We start from the raw sequence: 15,183 nt of genomic DNA, 5'->3' as shown, positions 1-15,183 counted from the left end.
TATATCGTCTTTACCCTGTTTGCTCATCTTTAGATCCCTTCAGCTCCTTAACTTCATCCTCGAGCATTGCCAGCAGTTCGATATCTGCCAATGTAGCATCGTGCATTCTCAGTATCGTCCCAGGGTCAACGACACCCTGAAGGCTGAGCAGAAGCGAGCGGATCTTAAAGATCCGCGTGCCTGTGTCATCCAGCTCGGGAATAACGCACTGCCCATCGATACAGTCCGGCTCAACTCCATCAACCTCCATTATGTTTTGGCATTTATCGCAGCTCACATCGGGGAAGTCCAGCTTCGCCCGGATGTAAGCTGTCAGGCGTTTTTTATTTCGGTTTCGTCCTCGTCAATAAACTCTTTCTCTTCGCTGCAGTTCTGATTCACAAACCTGGTAAAGTCAATGCTCAGATCCATCAGCATATCGACGTTTTCAGGTGTAAATTGCAGAGGCTGGTCACCGACGATCAGGCCGGGATGGTCGTGATCCTTTATCTTGCGCCAGCCCAATACAGAGGCGCGGCCTATTTTGCGATCAACAATATCTTGAGAATTAGCGCCTGTTTTTCTGGCGGCCTTCTCCGCTTTGTTGACGATCTCCCGCAGCTCTTTCTTGCCTATCAGCCGGATACGGACCTCGGTGTCTGCATCGAACTGGATCCACTTTGATTTCTCGCCTGTGAAAACTCCTAACTTTGCCATCTTGCTGTCTCCCTTTCCTTGTTTTATGCGCTGCCCTTTCGTCCGGGAAAGGTTCGGCTTACTCAGGCAGCGCGGGTTAATACTAATTCCCTATCTGCAGGGGATCGCCGCCATATGTGTTCACCAGGGTAAGCCTGAACGGTTTTGTTACGCCGGTCATGCCGGTCGGCGCTGCTGCTGCGGCCAGACAGTTGAACTCAAGCGAATGCTTAAGTCTGCCTCTGTCCATCGGCAGATCCACATTCGCATATTTTAGGTTCGGCAACTGCAGCAGCAGGCTGCGAGATCCCGAACCGGTAAAGGTGATATCCATCTTTTTCGCGGTGTTCGCATCCCAGTCGTCGAAATGAGTTGTTGCGGTATACTTCGGGAATTCGACCTTCAGCTTAACCTCTGGCAGGCCGTCGTTCGTGGGCTCGTCAATATAATCGAACGAGCCGCCGGCACCATAGTCGCCGGAGGCCTTGCGCATTAACGACAGTTCGAAGTTCTTGGGATAGACCGTATCGCCGGAACCAAGGGCGCCGCCGCTCTGTGTGTTTATCCGAAAGACCCCCTGCGAATAGAGCACCCGGTTTGCAGTCTCCCTCGTGGTTACGCTTGCGAAGGTGACGAGCGTATTGATGACAGACCCCATGGTCTTGTCATACGCCAGGCATTTAAACGACACCTGCACGGCGCCGCCGACATCGCCCTTGATCACCATGCCGATCGGCTTGAGCGTGACATATTCCTCGACACTGACCTTATTGTTGACGCAGAAGGTCAGGAACAGGGTATCGATATTATCCGCGAGGTCGTAGGGGTGTGACGCATACGCATTGAAGATCTCGAACTCCGAGGTCGCATCAGGCGCGATCCAGTTGCCGTCAGTGACATCTACCGTGAGCGTTGTCGCATCATTGTCGGTGATCTTTCTCACCTGGCCGATGCCTGTGCCTGCAGTGATCTTCACGAACTTCCCGATATAGGCATCCACGGTCCAGCCGGCCGCGGCCTTAATCAGGGTGGATGTGCTGCCGCCTGTCGCGGTCCCTGTAACAGGTGCGGTATAGGTCGGCAGAACCGCAGTGCCCATAACAGTCGCGATCAGCAAATCGAGCCCGTCATACCGCAGGTATGAGACTATGTCTCCCTCGACCTTCACCTCAGCAGGATCGCTGTCTGTCGGCCAGTAACTGCCGAGGCTGTCATCGAGCAGGTTATTCCGGTCCTTCTTTATGCTCGACGGCAGGATCAACAGGCCGTGACCGGCCCCGCAGGGCTTTGCCGTGCCCCATACAAGCGCCTTGCGGATGGCGGCTGTAATCTCCGCGCCTACAGCAACCGTACCGAAGACAAAGGGCAGAGAGCCCAGGGCAAAGGGCGCTGAGCCCCCAGCCACGCCCACAATACCGATCAGCACGAACAGAAACATCAGACTCCAGATTGCAACAGTTTTACTTTTCATCAGATGCTACCTCCTTTATCTTTTTCCCTTTTGTTTCTTTTGCGATGGCGATGGCCTCTTCCCCCAGATCCTCTCCTGTGCGGGAGAAGACTGATGGATCAATCTCGTCTTCATTGATCTGATATGAATTTCCGCGCTTCAGGTCAAGACCCGTCTTTGTGTCAACTCCGTTTCTCCTTGCTACTGCGATTATTCTGTTCATACGTCCTCCTTTAGTTGGTAACCATTTCTATCACCGGCAGACTGAGCTCGGCGTAATGACAGAGCACGCTGCCGAAAAACCTTGGTTCAATAATATCTGCACTGACCGGGCCTGCTGATTCGCAGGTATCATTCAATTGAAAATTAAATCTGAATGCGCTTTTAACTGCCTCGATTAGGGCGTTGAATGTTTTTTCCGTTGCGTCGGCGTCGGACAGAGACATATACATTCTGATCACATACTGATGCCTGATGAGCTCCTCTGCATTGCTGTCATATCCACCGGGAGCAGCCCGCCTTGCTATCTCGCACCCCCTGATCTGGTCCTTGCTGCCGACCGTGGATTTAAACAGTGAAATGAAGGCCCCCCAGTCTGCGGACCAGCGTTCATAGTCATAGACCTTGCCGATGTCTGTGACTCCCGAAAGGATGGTAAAGATCTGTGTGCGGATCAGAGCCTCACTCATTCAGACAGCTCCTTTGCTATTTCAAACCCTTCCTGCTCAAACATCCGTTGAATGTAGGGCCAGTGTTCTGTCCATGCCCGCTCAAACATATATGCACCAGCGAACCCTTTTTTTGCTATCTTGCGGCGCACAACATACTCAATCCTCTGCGCCTGCTTTTCGCTCAGGCCGAGTTTCACTTCCAGCCACCTGACAAGTGTCCCTGCAGGCGGCATTGCCTTGCCTGCTGTACGGCCTTTCTCTACCACATCGCCATGTTTTGAGCCATGAAACACAGTCCCCTTAATTGTCGGAGTGCCCTTGCCCTGGACTTCGCCCTGGATGCTCCCGAGTAGACCGCCCTGGGCTCCGAAGACACCACGCGGTGTTCTTGCCTTTACTGCCCGCTCCAGGAAGGCAACCACCTTGTACATCAGCGCGGTCATAGACTTGTTGATGACAGCAGGAGCATCGCCCTTGAAGATCCTGCCGGTGACCGATATGGTTGCCTGCATATCCATCAACGTCTCCTCCTGGACCAGCGCGAATGCGTCAGGCGATCAGCTCCGCCCGGATAGTGCTGCTCAAGCGAGGCGACTGCAGAGGCCGGTTGTACCGTGTCATCGTCCTTCAGGTTCATATGCGCCTTGTACAGGCCGCGCAGGGTCTTTGCCCTGGACGCCGCCTCCTGAGACTTGGAGCGGTAGTTGACTACATCCGCCTGTATCGTCGGATCTGAGGTCTGCACGAAGAGATTAGCTAACTGTTCGAGGCAGGCCGCTGCAGCGAGATCGCAGACCGCGTCCTCATCGCTCACCAGCACAGTAGCCTCTGTGCGGGGGGTCGTAAAGGTGACGCGGACGGTCTCGGTCGCAGCAGGCGCATTATTCAGCAGCCTGATCTTCTTTGCGGCCGTGGCCTGATATATCTGGTATTCGTCATTGTCCAGAAGCGCAGCCGGCACGCTGTCGACCGGGTATTCGATCGAGAGGATCCTGCTGACGCCCTCGACCCATCCGGCGGGCAGGGCATAGTCATGTCCGGCATCTCCGGTGATATCGACGACCGCAGTATCGGGCCTGTGGCCTGTGTAGGTCTTGAGCGCGGCTGTCAGCTTTGCCTGATAGTCATCCGGGTTGACCAGCTTTGCAGAGCTGTCAGCAACAATGGCGATGGTCCTTTCGAGCAGCGAGCCGCCTGCTGCAGGGGTCCCTGTAACGGTCATGGGAGAGTGACCTCCTTTGTGTCCGGCCCGTATGCGCCGCTCTTGTAGAACAGGACGGTGTAGGTATAACCTGCATCGAGATACAGATCGTTGTTCCAGCGGCCATTGACGTCGGTCGTTGTGCGGCCCTTAACATATGCATCTGTCCTGCTGCCTGCGTCATAGTCTGTTTTTAAATATGCCTTGATTGTTGCGCCTGAGATCCCCGCGCCCAGAGCTGTCGTATAGCGCAGATTATCAGCACTGCCGGTGTTGTGATTGACTGCTGTGTCGCCGCCTCCCTGGGAGTAATTACCGAGGATGTATCCGGCCGTGCCTGCCGTATATGCGCCGGGCAGAGCGGTTGCCCAGGGATCGGAGGCGCAATCCCACACCTTGGTCTCAACTGAGGACCTAACTGGAGTGCTGTTGTCATGCCAGCTCATTATCAGTTTGTGGCAGGCCGTTGGTGCGATAGCTCCCTCATAACAATAGCTGGAACTATACGTTGAGGCATGCTCTGTTACGCCTGTGGTTGTGTCCGCCAGAATTATTGCCGCAGCGGTAGCATCGTAAATCTCGACCGAGACTGTTTTACCTGCATCAAAGCCTATGGCGCAGATATCATCAACTGCATGTGCCTCTATCGCGCCCAGCAGGATGCAGGCAGTAAGCAGTAAGCTGGAAATCTTCATTCCGACCTCATTCGATGTAGATGCTGCCTGATCCAAACACAGCTGTTGGATTAGTTGCCCAGGCCGGGTTGACCATTTTTATATTGAAAAAATCTCCGACCGAAACAGGAATCGACAAATCTGTGTTGCTGAATATCCTCTCGGCTGTGGCCGACCCAACTGTCGCAATCAGCGTATCCGTCGTATTGTTTACACGTATATACATTGATATATTCTCGCCTGATCCTGCCGTGGCATTTGCATAAGTAAAAATACTGACTGCCTTGATCGTGCCGGCTTTAATAACCGGAACGCGGAACAGCGTTGCACTTGACAATAAGGGCCAGTTTATATGAGAAAAATACAACGTAGCGCTGTCCGCTGGGCTTGTCGGTGAGAAAGAGACGTGCTGCATATAGCCATTGCCTGCTGTGATGGTCGCCAGACCAGTATCAACATACGCCGTTGTAGCTATTTTGGTAGTATTATCTGCTTGCGCTTGCGTTGTTGCGCTCGTGCCATTAGGAAGTGCAGGAGTTCCTGACAAGTTGGCTGCCGTCCCTGAGGTGTCTTGGTTAAGTGTCGGGAAACTCGTCATATTCGCCGCGCTGAAAACAGGCGCTGCAGTGGTATCTATCGGCTGATCGAGTTTAATTACCGTTCCGTTTTCAGTTCTGAAGTGGGGCGCCGCATTGCCTGCGGAAATATCTGCCGAATACAACTGGAATATATCTGCTGGACTGGATGTAGGAGCTACGCCTGTCGAAATACCGATGGTCTTCGTTGCGTTTGTGCCGAACGAGGTGGTATTTATCCCTATGTTCCCCTTCAACAATGTTTCGTTTATTGAGTCATTGCCCAGGACAACCTGATTGTCCTTTGTCGTGTATGTCCCGCTGCCAAGGGCAAGGCTGTTTACCGCATCCGCCTTTTGGTTATTATTGCTCCCTGCATCCTTTCCTATAAAAACGCAATTATTGCCGGTGTAAAACTTCATGCCCGTATTAAACCCTATGGCAACATTCTCCTGTTTTGCTGATCCATACAGCAGCGCATTTGAGCCAATGGCGACATTGCTATGTCCCGTTAAATCCGATCCGAGTGATTGTGCTCCGATTGCGATATTATCATTGCCGCTTATATGCTCATACATCGCCGTATCGCCCATGGCGATGTTGAGCTGTCCTATAGTATTCTCGTGCAAAACTCCCCAGCCCAGACCTACATTGCCGCGACCTTCAGTATTGGCCTTCAAGACTTCCCATCCGATAGCCGTGTTGTCGATACCAACGGTATTTGATTTTAGGCAGTTGTAACCGACTCCGACACTATTATTGCCAATGGTATTATTGAGCCCCGTGTCATATCCAACAAAGACGTTGTAATAACCTGTACTAACCTTTCCGGCATCATGACCAATATGAACTGACGCGATATCATCTCTGGCCGCCAGATGAACGGATGTGCTGGCTATATGGCCGGTAATAGTTTCTGCCGTAACAGGGTTAGTGCCTCCTGTGTCGAGTCCAAGATCAGTTCCTTGTGTATGCTTGTCTGACTGGTATGCATATTTGAGGTCAAACGCATCGATTATCACCCACTGGTCGGTAAACTGGAAAACATAGCTCTCACCGGGATCACCGGGCGTGACAAAACTCAAAGTATCTCCGGTTCCGGTTTTTATGTACTGAGTCCCGCCCTCAGAGACAAACGTATGCACATTACCCTGGGCTCCCTGCGAAATAAATGTGAGCCTGTCCCCAGCAACAAAACCTGTCATGGGCAGATCGATTATTACCGGCAGATCGGCGATTTTATGCACCTTGTTGACATTGCCTGCGAGCACGGTGTAGGGCGTGGTGCTGACCTCAACGGGTGCTATGGCCGCAGTATATACAGGATCAGTCTCAGCAGTTGCAGCATCAGCGCAGACATATGAGCCTGCGCTGCCCTTGAGGTATTGGTCTGTGCAGACCGCAGCGGGCATATCCCGCAGATCGGTTGAGCGATCGGGGATGACAAGGGCTGCGGCCCATGTTGAGACGGGGATTAATAGGGCTGTAAGTATAAGCAAAATCTTTTTCAAATCAAATCCTCCTTGTTGGCTGCTCATCAGATCCGGAGCGCCACCTCCGGATGACCCGCCATGCGGCGGGTTTCGCATCAATTCGTTCGTCTGACCGTCAGCAATACGGTTGTATCCGTCAGGCTCGGCGTGGTCCCGCCAAGGGTCAGCACAATGCTCACGGTCGCTTCATCTGCGATAGAGGTGTCCGATATCGTGCCTTCATAGATCGTGTCCTGTGCAGCAAGCGATATGGCGGCTGACAGTATCGAGGACGCACCTTCAAGCACATCAACAGTCTGGGTCTCATTGCCGCTCGATGTGTCTATCACCCTCGAATACGCAGACACTCCTAACACCTGAGTCTTAAAAGGCAGTCTGATCTTGACCGGCGTTACCGTTGCGGTGATCGCGCCGGGGAAATGAAATGGGATTACCTGTATCCCGGTGACAACTTCCGGATAGTTCGTGGTCGCTGCCGAAGCCATGATCGGCAGGCAGCAGAGCGCCACGACTGCGCATATTGTCAATACAGCTTTGATTCTCTGCATATGTTCCTCCTTCGATATTGTTGGCGGGCGGCCCGCAAAGGACCGCCCCCTACGTTGTCCCCTCCTTTCTCCCCTGAGATTAGGGGAGGATAGAGGGTCGATTGTTACGCTACGATCGAGCCGTCAGCTCCACGGTAGTCAGTCACCGCTCCGCCATAGATGTGCCGGATCTTCGTGGTCAGCTTGTCGTTGCTGAACATCGAGCCGACATTCGGCATGTCCTGAATAAAGAGTTCAGGCTCTTCCTTGCCGTCGAGGAAGCCGATCTCGATAGTCGGCACATCTTCCTTGGCAGCCATCAGGAACCAGTTGTTCGCGTCAGTCCAGATCGGCACCACGATCACCTCCATATTCAGTGTCCGGGTGAAGTCCGGAGCGGTCGGTGTGAACTGGCCGGGTACAACCACCAGGTCATGCGCAGTCTTGTCGAGATCCACAGGCACGATCAGCCACTTGGGCGGAATGCCGATAACCTCGCTCGATCCTGCCTCTGTCTGCTTCAACATCGCCTGCCTGCGTGCAGTAAGGCTCGTAGCGTCCAGCGCAGCAGAGCCGAGGTTCGCGTGGTCCGCATGGAACAGGGCCTTGGCATCGTAGATGGTCGGGTTTGCAGAGAGAAAGGCAAAGACAAATTTGTACAGGGTCCTCTTTGCAGCACGGGAGAGCTTGACCGGGATCTTCCTGATCGCACCGGCATCGTCGCTCTTGACCATCTCCATGGTCAGATCTTCAGTGCCGCCCTTCTTTCCTGCTGCATAGGTCGCCTCTTCATCTCCGGGTGACCCTAATGCAGTATATGGTCCGCCCTGTGCAACGGTCGGCAGATCTCCGTAACCGCCCATCCGCGTTCTGTGCTGGGTGCGAAAGTCGTTCAGCGGCACAATGTCCGCGATCTTCTTCCAGTCATCCAGTCCGGGCAGGTTATAGTCGCGCAGCATTGCGCGGGCAACAGAGTCGCCGAAGATCTCCGCCCATGACGTTGTCTCCAGGGACGCGGTGAGCCTGCGTGCTGCCTTGAGGTGTCCCGTCACAAGATCGTCGCCGGTGATATGGGCGTAGGCAGCCTTGAAGCTGTGCACCTTGCCCGCAAAGAAATCATCCAGCATCGTTATGCGGGCCTGAAGATCCCCCTGCACGACCCTGATATCTCCGGTCCCTGTCACGAGGCCTGAGCCTGTGAGCTTTTCAAGCATTTCCTTTTCTGCCTTGATCGCTGCCTGCAGCTCCGTTGCCTCAAAGATCCTGCCGGTGAATGCTGCTGTCAACTTTTCCTTGACTGCATCAGGAAGCTCGCTTCCGGCAAGCTCTGTGCTCAGGGTTGTTCCGCAGGCAACAAGCCTTGTCTGGGCCAGGAGCTTCTGAACATCTGCCAACATTGTGCCTGCGCCCTTGTCGTCAGATTTGAGCGCTGCTACCAGCGTCTCGATATCAAGCGCCTGAGCGCCCGGCATCGCTGCCGCTATCAACTGACTGATCTCTGTCTCTGTTACATCATCGCCCTTTGCAAGTAACACATCGATCTTCCCTGCAAGGTCTGGCCGCTGTGTCTTCAGAGCGGCCAACAGTCTTTTAAACATGGAGTCCTCCTTGTGGCCTGCTCCATAATGAGCTGCGGCCATCCTCATAAACTTACCGCCGCCGATGGCGTCGTATACCACATCTATTCCGTCCACTTTAACGATCTGGGCAACCCGCGCAGGAGATCCTGCGCCCTTGATCGTCTTGCCCTGCACGTCGTGAGACAGCTCGATCAGATCCTTCTGCCCTGCCTTGCCGATCATGCCCTGCTCAAAAGCGTCAGTGATCATGTCGCGGAACCAGGCTGCTGATTTCAGGATCGTGAGCGTGCCTTCGTTGCCCTTTGCGTTTGTCTTCACATCCGAGATCCTGCCGACTATGTCGCCGACCGGCTTGCCAAATGGATGCTTCCCGGCAGAGTGCTGTGCCTCTGAAAGCACAAACACAGGAGCGCCCTCATACAAACCTGCGGCAGCATGGATAACATCGAGCGGATAATCGAACCTGCCCTGCTTGTCCGGGCCTGCATCGATCAATTGGACTCTCCATTTATACCCTGACGGTTCTCCAGTGTCTGCAGATGCAGCGCCGGTGATGCTCATTGCAGCCTGGGCCGTGACCGACACATACTCCCGCTGAACTTCAACAGGCTCTTTCATGGTCATGTTCCCGGCATCGTCAATGCTGTAATCGACCCGGCAGTATCCTCCGCTGTCCTTCTCGCAGATGGCATGGTCGTCATACAGCTCCAAGATATACATGGAGAGCAATATCTGTCTGAGCTTTTCCCTGAGCTGCTCGTATGAGAGTTTCATGGCTACTTGCCTTTCTTCCCGTCGTCTTTCTTCCCGTCGTCTTTCTGTACCGTGATCTTCTGCCCATCCGCAGTCACGATCACGACAGCGTTGCCCGTGTCTTTCCAGGACAGCACATCATCCGCCTCCAGTGCTCGCTCGACAGGCGTAAACTGCTTTACCTTTCTGCCGCCGTCCTTTGCCACCACTTCAGACGTTGAGGTCCGGAACTTCAACCCCCTCAGATACTTCGCTTCGATCTCTTTTCTCTCCTCAGCCATCGTCATTTCTCCTTTCGTTGTTTTTAGTGTCTTTGATCAGCGCCCGTTACTGATGCTGACCGCTCTTCACTATTTTCTAATCCGCCCAACGGGCGAGATATGGAACATGGTCTCAACCACAGTTGATCACCTCTGCGATCGGCGCAGCCGGATCACGCGGAAACATCATCGCACTGCCGCCGACGATGAAAGGTTTGTCATAGGCCACATGCTGGTTGTGCACTGCCTCATGACTGGGCCGCGCTTCTTTTGGATTGCCTGCATGCTTCCACTGTTTGCCGAAACCCTCAACCTGCGCACCTGCCTGGTCCATCCTGAGCTGCGTTGCCTGACTGAAGACCCTGCCCATCTCGGTCTTCGTGATCGCCTCGGCCCTGGCGGCAACAGAAGTGAAGATGCCCCGGTCCTCTCCGAGCGTCTTGCCGATCGCAGCAGCGACCTCCTGCGGAGTCTTGCCGCCAAGAATGCCGAGCGTCAACTCTCCCTTGAGTTTCTGCCAGAGGTCTGAACTCAGACCTTCAAGCTTATGAAAGGCAAAATCCTTGAGCGTATCGAGCACGGATGTGCCGAGGCCGAACCCTCCCATCGAGATCCCGGACATGGCAAGCGGACCGTCCACCATCATCACCCCGTTATTGACCGATGTATTCAGCAGCCCGTTCATCTCTGCCTTTGCCTGTGAATCAAAACTGGATATCTGGGACTCAAGACTGTTCAACATTTTTTTCAGCTGATACGAATCCCATGACCCAAGAGCTGCCTTACCGAGATCTCCGATCACCTGGGCCTGCATCTCTCTCAGCAGAGCCAGAATGGCATCGATCCCTGAGCTGATTCCGGCCTCTTTTTCCCTCAGAATGCGTTTTATGGCTGAATTGACGGTCGGCATGGACTCAGCAATCCCCGCTAATCGGGTTTATAAACCGGTTTATGGGCGATAACTCCCCGATGCGCCACTCTTTGGCCGCATCCGTCGCCCGGAAATCGATTGTAGGCCAAATGGCTGATCTACTCATCTGCCGGTTTCCCCTCTTTTGGCTGCCTTGTTTTCAGGTAATCCTGAAGGTAATCCTGATAAGCCTTCTTCATCTCCTCATCATCGAGGGCAGTTCCGATCGTATCCACGTCGAGTTCATACCCGATCATCGAGAGACAGAAGGCGAAGATCTTCACCGCGCTGTCCCTGTCTATCCAGTTATTCACTTCTGCAGACACCAGCGACGTTGTGAGCGCCTGTATTGCTGTAGAGAATTTGGTAATGTCTTTTGACGACAACTCCGGTGTGATCAGTTTGTACCCGCGTGCATCTTTTGCAACGCCTTTGAGCATGCCGTGGGCATCCGCCTCCCTCAGCACATCGTCCAGGACAGAACAGACGATAAAGATCACCAGCTTCTGGCGCGAGGAGAGAATCTTCATGGTCGGCGTCCCCATCTCTACAGCGGTCGCACGGTTCACATCACCGCCGCCGCCGTACCAATGTTCCGGCAGGGACTTGTTGCCGAGGATATGGTTCCGGAAAAGCTTCGCCCCTTCCGCGGCGTCTATGGATTTCAGGTCCGGAGTGGAAGGCTCAACTTTTACCTTTTCGTTATGGCCGAAGACGGAGCCGCTTTTTTTGGTGAAGGTCTTGACCTGCTCGGCGATCGTTGCAGGGGTGCCGCCTTCGACCAGCATGTCCCATACGAACGTATTCAGCAGGGGCCACTTGTCCGCATAGTCATAAAGGAACTGCTCATATGCATCGAGCCAGTCAGCCACAACAAACAGATCCGAGGTGCCGCGAGGATCGTTCGTAACGTTATTGATCGCAGAGAAGTAGCAGGCATATTGGCAATTGTCCCGCCAGGACCGGGCAGACGGAGAGAGAAATTCCTCAGCATCCGGGTGCAGCACTGTTTTGTATTTCCTGCCGTCTGTAAAGTTCACGCCCCTGGTGACCACGCCGATAATCATCTTGCAGTTCTCCGGATCGGTCACTACGGTCTTGATGTTTGCCGGGTCCACATAGCCGAGCGCGACAGTGCCGGTGTAATCTCCGACGAACTTGGGCCAGCATTGCTCGCCGTAGATACCTAACTCGCGGACATGCTTTTCGAGGTAGATGTTCAGATTGTTCAGAGGATGGCCCCAGAACTTATTGAGCACCTCCTTGACCGTATCATTGTCCGCCTCGATCCTGAACCCTTCACCTACGACAAAGGAGGTCATGATCTCGATGATCCAGTTGCCCAGCGGATTCGTCTTCCAGAGCCAGTATGCGATCTGGATCATCCTGTCCTGACTCATGCCCGGCAACGCCCTGGTGGAATCACCGGTGAGCCTGCGGTATCCTTCCTCCTCAAGGCTTTCAGACGCGGACGCTGCCGGCATCCGCTCATTCACCTGCGCCTTGACCTTCGCGTCAATAACATCCCCGAAGAAGGCTGCGACAAAACGTTCTGTGATCTTCATACCGCATTCCCCCTGATCCGTCCCATCATCCGTCCTCCTGCCATCCTGCCCTTGCGTTCAGCGTGATAATCTTCCTGTTTGGTCTCGCTCGCCGCTGACGCTGCCTGCACCAGTCCGGATTCACAAAGCCCCAGCAGCATTTCAAGGTCGTCCGGGCCGTCATCATGTCCGCCGCGATTTTTCGGTCTGTAATAGATGAGCTGCTTTTTCAGCTCTCTCATCTCTTTTCTGAATCTGATCCAGCCGTTCTTGATCCAGGGCTGCAGCCGGATGATCCGGAGGTCCTTGTCCGTATTCGGCATATACTCATCGATATTGATCGTCAGGCCTTTGTCATGCGCAAGTTGGGCAAACTGCCGTGCAAAGAACTCCTGAAACTGCACCGTCTCCATCCTGAGCTTGTCAAACGGATCGTGCTTATGATGTTCGAGGATATCCGTCATGATCCTGTCAGGCTGTCTCTTTTCGATGTCCGCGATATCGAGGTAGAGGATATTGCCCTTCATTCTGCCGCCCAGGATCGCAGAGGGATCGCTCCGTTTGTTCTTCTTGCCGAGAGATGGATCCACAGCCCCGGCATGCAACACGCCGGTCAGGTCCACATCACCGTCTTCCCAGTCCACAAACCACTCTTCAAGGAATACCTGGTCTTCGGGGTTCAGCGGTTCGTTCTGCTTTTCGCTGTCGAATGCAGCAGGACCGTCAGTGGTCCTCATCTTCATCAGGAAGTAATAATCTTCCTGTTCAGGCCAGAGCACCTCAGTGCCTGCGAGCATCTTTACCTTGTTCTGATCAAAGAACGCATCGGCCAGGGATTCAGCCTCGGCCTTGCCGACAGAGATGTCCCGGAATATGCCTTCCCACTGCTCCCACAGCTTGGACTGTGAGAATTTCAAGACGGCCTTGAACTTATGGCCCTTCCAGCCGGGACGCTCAAGTAGATCGGAGAGAAGAGCCTCCGCATGGAGAATAGTCCCGACAACGATATAGACCGTATATTTCGCGCCGATCTTCATCAGCGCCTTAAAGAACCAGTTCGAGAGCTTCTTCCTCTGTTCAGGAGATTCGACTGATTCATCGTTTTCAAGATCATCGCCGACAACAAGGTCAGGCCGTCTGCTGCCGTGCCTCAGACCTCTCAGCTTCTGCCCCGCGCCCACGCCCTGGATCTTCACCCCGTTGCGCAGAACAATGGTGTCTGACTGCCAGATAGGGCCTTCTCCGCAGACAGCGGGGAAATCCTGCTTCAGTCGTTCATTGCTTTCGATCTCAGCCTTGATCGCCTGCACAAAGCTTTCGGACTGTGACAACGTTTCGGAGACGATCAGCGTATACGTACGTTTCTTATATACCGCGCACCAGAGCGGAAGCACGAATGTGCCCCAGGTGGACTTAGCATTTCCTCTCGGCGCTGCGTTGGCCTCTTTGTCTCCCTCTCCGGTCTTGACTGCCCTCTCGATCATCTCCGGATACCGGGTGCAGAAGTATTTATGCAGCTTCGAACTCGGAGAGCTTATGTAATGAGGGAAATAGGTCCTGCCGAAATACTCCATATCTTTCTCGGCCCTGGCGATCCTTTCCTTCTGCGCCTGCTTGTCATCAGGAAAGGGCTTCGCCGCCGACTGGATAATGCCCCGCAGGGCCTCCAGCTCTTTGTTGAATTTCTTCTCTGATAATTTAGGCAGCATACTTCTCCCTGGCAAAGGTCATGAAGTCATCAAAGCTGCTCTCGATGAGAGCAACGACTGCAGGATCGTTCTTGCTGTAGAAATTAATCAGGTCTTTCATGAAGCCGATAAAGAGCGAGGTTTTAAATGATGCCGTCCTGCTCCTGATATCGAAGATCGTCTTGATGATCCCGGCATACGCATACTGGGCCTGATGGTCGGGTATGGTCAGTGTCTCGAAATAGGTCTCGTATTTTTCCTTCTGCTTGAGAAGCGCCCCGAGCATCTTGTCATCAAAGGAGAGTTGAGAGTCCTTTGCCTTCTGCGTCTCTGCGTCCACCTTCGTCCGTCGTTCTTCGAAGTTGAACTTCTCCATCCAGTCATAGAACGTGGGCTTGCTGAGAGTCAGGCCTTCCTTGGCCATCTCCCGGAGGGTCATCTCCACGTTGCCGCCGCAGCGGCAATAGATCCTGAACGCCAGCTCGCGGTTCTCCGCTATGAGGGATTTACCTTTCACAGCGCCTCGTCAATGCCATGCTCATGGCCGTGCCCGTCGAGCAGGTCCCAGCCTTCCGCAGTGAGCGTGGCGAACGATACCTGGAAGCCATAGCCCTTTTTCCGCTCGATCCTGAGGAGCTTCTTCTCTTCGAGATAGCGCAGGTGCGCATTCAGCATGTCGTCCATAAGAGGATAACCGAGGTTATCCAGGAAGAAGAGAAGGACCTTCATATCGAGCGATCCGGGATACTCTGTTTTGAGCGCTTCAAGGATCGCTATGCGTATGCGCTTGTTTTTTTCGCTGTCAATCTTCTTCAACGGGCTCCTCCGTAGACGTGATCTTCAATATCGTTTTCCTGTATGGGCATGATTCTTTTCTGTGCTCGGTATGTTCCTCACAGACGGTCCTGTTTGTTTCCTGCTGCTGCGCGATGTATTTCAGCAGCACCAGCATTTCCCGGTGCTCGCTGTTGTCCTTGGTGACAAAGCCGGTGATGGCCTGCTGCAGTCCTTCCATAGACTGTGCCTGTCTGCCCAGCGCCGTTGCCTGGTCTTTCTGGGCATCGATGAACTTCATGCCCAGGTTTGTTGCGAGCTTGTAGAAGATCCAGAGCATCAGCCCTGCGATCACCGCGCCCGGCCCCCAGAAGACTAATGACTTGAAGATCTCTTCCCAGCTCACTG

At 53.8% G+C, this 15,183-nt stretch carries 18 protein-coding genes and 1 other RNA gene; all 19 read right to left on the bottom strand.

Annotated elements, in window-relative coordinates:
• Window positions 1-10: 10 nt before the first annotated feature.
• The gene (locus HZB62_10800) at window positions 11-250 is read right to left on the bottom strand and encodes a hypothetical protein (GenBank protein MBI5075636.1); all 240 of its coding nucleotides are present in this window, start codon (window positions 248-250) and stop codon (window positions 11-13) included.
• 62 nt (window positions 251-312) lie between these two features.
• Window positions 313-696, bottom strand: coding sequence for a hypothetical protein (locus HZB62_10795; protein ID MBI5075635.1), 384 nt, complete (start codon window positions 694-696; stop codon window positions 313-315).
• An 82-nt stretch (window positions 697-778) separates the two neighbouring features.
• On the bottom strand, window positions 779-2,146 hold the full coding sequence (locus HZB62_10790) for a hypothetical protein (protein ID MBI5075634.1): 1,368 nt from the start codon (window positions 2,144-2,146) through the stop codon (window positions 779-781).
• Window positions 2,136-2,348, bottom strand: a complete 213-nt coding sequence (locus HZB62_10785) for a hypothetical protein (protein ID MBI5075633.1) — start codon at window positions 2,346-2,348, stop codon at window positions 2,136-2,138. The genes HZB62_10790 and HZB62_10785 overlap by 11 nt, the downstream gene beginning before the upstream one ends.
• A gap of 10 nt (window positions 2,349-2,358) precedes the next feature.
• Window positions 2,359-2,814: a hypothetical protein gene (locus HZB62_10780; GenBank protein ID MBI5075632.1), complete on the bottom strand. Its 456-nt coding sequence runs from the start codon at window positions 2,812-2,814 to the stop codon at window positions 2,359-2,361.
• Window positions 2,811-3,314: a hypothetical protein gene (locus HZB62_10775; GenBank protein MBI5075631.1), complete on the bottom strand. Its 504-nt coding sequence runs from the start codon at window positions 3,312-3,314 to the stop codon at window positions 2,811-2,813. Before HZB62_10775 ends, HZB62_10780 begins: the two co-directional genes overlap by 4 nt.
• Window positions 3,314-4,018 (bottom strand): hypothetical protein, encoded by a 705-nt coding sequence (locus tag HZB62_10770; protein ID MBI5075630.1) that lies wholly within the window; start codon window positions 4,016-4,018, stop codon window positions 3,314-3,316. The genes HZB62_10775 and HZB62_10770 overlap by 1 nt, the downstream gene beginning before the upstream one ends.
• Window positions 4,015-4,692 (bottom strand): hypothetical protein, encoded by a 678-nt coding sequence (locus HZB62_10765; GenBank protein MBI5075629.1) that lies wholly within the window; start codon window positions 4,690-4,692, stop codon window positions 4,015-4,017. Before HZB62_10765 ends, HZB62_10770 begins: the two co-directional genes overlap by 4 nt.
• A gap of 7 nt (window positions 4,693-4,699) precedes the next feature.
• The gene (locus HZB62_10760) at window positions 4,700-6,757 is read right to left on the bottom strand and encodes a hypothetical protein (GenBank protein MBI5075628.1); all 2,058 of its coding nucleotides are present in this window, start codon (window positions 6,755-6,757) and stop codon (window positions 4,700-4,702) included.
• 13 nt (window positions 6,758-6,770) lie between these two features.
• Window positions 6,771-6,835, bottom strand: an RNA gene (locus tag HZB62_10755) — hammerhead ribozyme type II.
• The gene (locus HZB62_10750; protein MBI5075627.1) at window positions 6,835-7,287 is read right to left on the bottom strand and encodes a hypothetical protein; all 453 of its coding nucleotides are present in this window, start codon (window positions 7,285-7,287) and stop codon (window positions 6,835-6,837) included. Before HZB62_10750 ends, HZB62_10755 begins: the two co-directional genes overlap by 1 nt.
• A 104-nt stretch (window positions 7,288-7,391) precedes the next feature.
• Complete coding sequence (locus tag HZB62_10745) at window positions 7,392-9,620, bottom strand: hypothetical protein (GenBank protein ID MBI5075626.1); 2,229 nt, start codon at window positions 9,618-9,620, stop codon at window positions 7,392-7,394.
• A 2-nt stretch (window positions 9,621-9,622) separates the two neighbouring features.
• Window positions 9,623-9,880, bottom strand: a complete 258-nt coding sequence (locus HZB62_10740) for a hypothetical protein (protein MBI5075625.1) — start codon at window positions 9,878-9,880, stop codon at window positions 9,623-9,625.
• A 112-nt stretch (window positions 9,881-9,992) separates the two neighbouring features.
• Window positions 9,993-10,769, bottom strand: coding sequence for a hypothetical protein (locus HZB62_10735; GenBank protein ID MBI5075624.1), 777 nt, complete (start codon window positions 10,767-10,769; stop codon window positions 9,993-9,995).
• A 119-nt stretch (window positions 10,770-10,888) separates the two neighbouring features.
• Window positions 10,889-12,334 (bottom strand): hypothetical protein, encoded by a 1,446-nt coding sequence (locus HZB62_10730; GenBank protein MBI5075623.1) that lies wholly within the window; start codon window positions 12,332-12,334, stop codon window positions 10,889-10,891.
• Window positions 12,331-14,022 carry a phage terminase large subunit gene (gene terL, locus HZB62_10725; GenBank protein ID MBI5075622.1) on the bottom strand — a complete coding sequence of 564 codons (1,692 nt, stop codon included), beginning with the start codon at window positions 14,020-14,022 and terminating at the stop codon, window positions 12,331-12,333. Before terL ends, HZB62_10730 begins: the two co-directional genes overlap by 4 nt.
• Entirely contained in the window at window positions 14,012-14,518 is a 507-nt protein-coding gene (locus HZB62_10720) for a hypothetical protein (protein MBI5075621.1), read from the bottom strand. The genes terL and HZB62_10720 overlap by 11 nt, the downstream gene beginning before the upstream one ends.
• Window positions 14,515-14,817, bottom strand: coding sequence for a hypothetical protein (locus HZB62_10715; protein ID MBI5075620.1), 303 nt, complete (start codon window positions 14,815-14,817; stop codon window positions 14,515-14,517). The genes HZB62_10720 and HZB62_10715 overlap by 4 nt, the downstream gene beginning before the upstream one ends.
• Window positions 14,804-15,181 carry a hypothetical protein gene (locus HZB62_10710; GenBank protein MBI5075619.1) on the bottom strand — a complete coding sequence of 126 codons (378 nt, stop codon included), beginning with the start codon at window positions 15,179-15,181 and terminating at the stop codon, window positions 14,804-14,806. The genes HZB62_10715 and HZB62_10710 overlap by 14 nt, the downstream gene beginning before the upstream one ends.
• Between the last annotated feature and the right edge of the window lie 2 nt (window positions 15,182-15,183).

It is taken from the genome of Nitrospirota bacterium (assembly GCA_016214855.1).
Lineage (GTDB): Bacteria > Nitrospirota > Thermodesulfovibrionia > Thermodesulfovibrionales > UBA6898 > UBA6898.
This window is presented reverse-complemented; position numbering and strand designations above follow the sequence as displayed.